This window comes from Candidatus Symbiopectobacterium sp. (genome assembly GCF_020054415.1).
Lineage (GTDB): Bacteria > Pseudomonadota > Gammaproteobacteria > Enterobacterales > Enterobacteriaceae > Symbiopectobacterium.
This window is the reverse complement of the sequence record NZ_JAHWCO010000461.1, coordinates 1-4,054: the sequence shown is the minus strand read 5'-3', so window position 1 is coordinate 4,054 and position 4,054 is coordinate 1. Positions and strand designations below refer to the sequence as shown.

The 4,054-nt window shown below is 53.7% G+C and carries 2 protein-coding genes and 1 pseudogene; all 3 read right to left on the bottom strand.

What is annotated here, in order from left to right:
* A pseudogene (locus tag QZ506_RS13415) lies at positions 1-432 on the bottom strand (transposase); the annotation flags it as partial.
* Positions 433-602: 170 nt separating this feature from the next.
* The gene (gene purD / locus QZ506_RS13410; RefSeq protein WP_291971664.1) at positions 603-1,892 is read right to left on the bottom strand and encodes a phosphoribosylamine--glycine ligase; all 1,290 of its coding nucleotides are present in this window, start codon (positions 1,890-1,892) and stop codon (positions 603-605) included.
* Positions 1,893-1,909: 17 nt separating this feature from the next.
* Positions 1,910-3,499: a bifunctional phosphoribosylaminoimidazolecarboxamide formyltransferase/IMP cyclohydrolase gene (gene purH, locus QZ506_RS13405; protein ID WP_291971662.1), complete on the bottom strand. Its 1,590-nt coding sequence runs from the start codon at positions 3,497-3,499 to the stop codon at positions 1,910-1,912.
* Positions 3,500-4,054: the final 555 nt, after the last annotated feature.

Sequence of the window (4,054 nt, the reverse complement as noted above, 5' to 3'; positions counted from 1 at the left end):
CTGGATTGCCAGCCATACGACCTTCTTCACCGAGTCATCAGTCGGGAACACCTTGCGTTTCTTGATTGCATGCCGGATCACGCTGTTCAGTGATTCTATAGCGTTCGTCGTGTAGATTACCTCGCGAAGTTCCTGCGGGTACGAGAAGAATGTCGACAGGTTTGCCCAGTTTGACTACCAGCTCCGGCTTATCTGCGGATAGCGGTGATCCCATGTCCCACCGAACGTCTCCAGTGCCTGAAGCGCGGCCTCTTCGGTTGGAGCATGATACACTGCTTTGAGGTCGCGTGTTACCGCCTTATAGTCCTTCCAGGCAACGAAGAGCAGACTGTTGCGCACCGTGTGCACGATGCACAACTGGATGCCTGCTTCCGGGTAGACCGTGTTGATGGCATCCGGGAACCCTTTCAGGCCGTCCACTCAGGCAATTACACAATCTCGTGTACAGGCTCTCATTCCCGCCTACTTCTTGTCGTTTCTGAATACTCTTTGTCATTCCCGCGTAGGCGGGAATCTCTCGCAGGTTAAACGCGTTTCTTCTGCTAGAGGTCCCCGGCCTACGCCGAGGACGACGAAGGGGCATACCACCTATCACTCCCGCATTATTGCTCTTGCTCACGAGCAATGGCGCGGTAGCCGATATCATTGCGGTAGAAACTGCCGTTCCAGCGGATATCTTTGGCAACCTCATACGCTTTCTGCTGCGCCAGTGCGACAGTGCTACCCAAGGCGGTCACGCACAGCACGCGCCCACCGCTGGTGACTACGTCATCGCCACGCAGTGCGGTGCCAGCCTGAAACACTTTGCTGCCTTCCGCTTCTTCCTGTTGTAAGCCGCTGATGACATCGCCGGAAGCGTAGTCACCGGGGTAACCGCCTGCCGCAATCACCACGCCCAGCGCCGGGCGCTCATCCCAGACGGACGTTGTCTGATCCAGCTTGCCCTCACAGGCTGCCAGACACATCTCCACCAGATCCGAACGCAGGCGCATCATGATCGGTTGCGTTTCCGGATCGCCAAAGCGGCAGTTAAATTCGATCACCTTAGGTTGGCCCGCGTCATCGATCATCAACCCGGCATAGAGGAAACCGGTATAGGTGTTTCCCTCAGCCTTCATGCCGCGTACGGTTGGCCAAATCACCTGATCCATCACGCGTTGTTGGATCTCATCGGTCACCACCGGGGCAGGAGAGTATGCGCCCATACCGCCCGTGTTCGGGCCAGTGTCTTTATCGCCCACACGCTTGTGGTCTTGGCTGGTGGCCATGGGCAATACATTATCGCCGTCGACCATGACGATAAAGCTGGCCTCTTCCCCTTCCAGAAACTCCTCGATGACGATACGGTGCCCGGCATCACCAAACGCATTGCCTGCCAGCATATCCTGAACCGCGTTTTCCGCTTCTTCCTGCGTAATGGCAACGATAACGCCTTTTCCCGCCGCCAGGCCGTCAGCCTTGATCACGATAGGCGCGCCGTGCTTACGCACATAGGTCAGTGCAGACTCAACCTCGGTGAAATTCTGGTAGAACGCGGTGGGGATCTGCTGGCGCGCCAAGAAGTCTTTGGTAAAGGCCTTGGAGCCTTCCAATTGTGCGGCAGCTTGAGTCGGGCCAAAAATCGTCAGACCCGCAGCACGGAAAGCATCAACCACGCCAATCACCAGCGGTGCTTCCGGACCAACGATCGTCAAACCAATCTGTTTTTCCTGGGCAAAAGCAACCAGCGCCGGAATATCGGTAGCGGAGATCGCCACGTTTTGCAGCGCAGGCTCACGTGCCGTACCCGCATTACCGGGCGCGACATAGACATTATCTGCCAGCGGCGACTGGGCGGCTTTCCACGCCAGCGCGTGTTCGCGCCCGCCATTACCAATGATTAAAATGTTCATCTGTGTCATATCCTGAATTAGTGGCGGAAATGGCGCATGTCGGTGAAGATCATGGCAATGCCGCGTTCGTTAGCGGCGGTTATAACCTCGTCATCACGAACGGAACCTCCCGGCTGAATCACACAGGTAATGCCAACGGCTGCTGCGGCATCGATACCGTCACGGAACGGGAAGAACGCATCAGAGGCCATTACTGAGCCTTCAACCTGCAATCCTTCGTCACCGGCTTTAATTCCTGCGATTTTTGCGGAATAGACGCGGCTCATCTGTCCTGCACCGATGCCGACAGTCATATTATCACGGGCATAGACGATGGCATTGGATTTGACGAACTTCGCGACTTTCCAGCAGAACAGTGCATCGCGCAGTTCGGTTTCTGTCGGTTGACGCTCTGTGACAACGCGCAGTTGACCCGCATCAACCATGCCCAGATCGCGATCCTGTACCAGCAGGCCACCGTTGACGCGTTTGAAATCCAGCCCGGAAACGCGTTGCTGCCATTGGCCGCAAATGAGGACGCGCACGTTCTGTTTTGCAGCTGTTACTTTCAAGGCCGCTGCACTGGCTGAGGGCGCGATGATCACTTCTACAAACTGACGAGTGATGATCGCTTGCGCGGTGGCTTCGTCCAATTCGCGGTTAAATGCGATGATGCCGCCAAATGCAGAGGTAGGGTCGGTTTTGTAGGTGCGCTCGTAGGCCGCCAGAATCGACTCGCCAATAGCAACGCCACAGGGGTTGGCGTGTTTCACTATGACGCAGGCCGGTTCGGCGAACTCTTTTACGCACTCCAGTGCCGCATCGGTGTCGGCAATATTGTTGTAAGACAGCGCTTTACCCTGCAACTGTTCTGCTGTCGCAACAGAGGCCTCTTTCAGCGTCTCTTCAATATAGAAGGCGGCCTGCTGATGGCTGTTCTCGCCGTAACGCATGTCCTGCTTCTTGATGAAGTTCAGGTTCAGCGTACGCGGGAAGTGGCCGGCCGGCTTATCTGTCTCTCCGTGGTAAGGAGGAACCATCGTGCCAAAGTAGTTGGCAATCATGCTGTCGTAGGCCGCGGTATGTTTAAAGGCTTTGATCGCCAGATTGAAGCGGGTTTCTAACGTCAGGGAACGCGCATTGGCATCCATTTCGTTGATGATGTCAGCGTAGTCACTGCTTTTTACCACGATAGCGACATCGTTATGGTTCTTGGCGGCGGAACGCACCATGGTCGGGCCGCCAATATCGATATTTTCGACTGCATCAGCCAGTGAACAATCGGGGCGTGCCACCGTTTGCGCGAAGGGATACAGGTTTACCACCACCATATCAATGGGGCTGATGTCATGTTCTGCCATGATGGAGTCATCCGTGCCGCGACGACCCAGGATCCCGCCGTGTACTTTTGGGTGCAGGGTTTTAACGCGACCATCCATCATCTCTGGGAAGCCCGTATAGTCGGACACTTCAGTGACGGGTAAACCCGCATCAGCCAACAGGCGGGCAGTACCGCCAGTGGAAAGCAGCTCCACGCCACGTTGAGAAAGCGCCTGAGCAAATTCGACAATACCGGCTTTGTCAGAAACGCTGAGTAAAGCGCGGCGGATAGGACTAGGTTGTGACATGGTGATGTATCCCTTGGCTTTGTATAGGCATAAAAGAACAGTATATGAATGAAGTTTTGCTGTTTTTATCTTTATCTGGATAAAACCGCATTCCTATTCTGTTCTTGTGCGGTAATTTTTCGCGGGATAATTGTAGCGAAAACGTTTGCGTGATGCTCGTCTAATTTTAGGGAGAATCTCATTTGTGGATAACATTGTGCAAAAGTGGGTATAAAGCGGGGTTTTGCTGTGGAATTCAGCAAACAGTCAATTTTATTCAAAATACCTATTGCAGGCTGCGCGGAAATCCCTATACTGCGCCACCACTGACACGGCAACAGCGACACGCAGTTGCGGTAACGGTCGGAAAGTTAAACGCGAAATTGAAAAATTAACGTTGACTTTTCAGCGGGGTAGCGTAATATACGCGCCACGGTAGATGTGGCAACGCTCTTTAACAATTAATCAGACAATCTGTGTGGGCACTCACAGGACTTTATCGTAAAGCATCAGTGCTTAAAAAATAAAAGTCTTGAAGAGTGAACATCAGTTAATTCATTACGAACTAACAGTAAT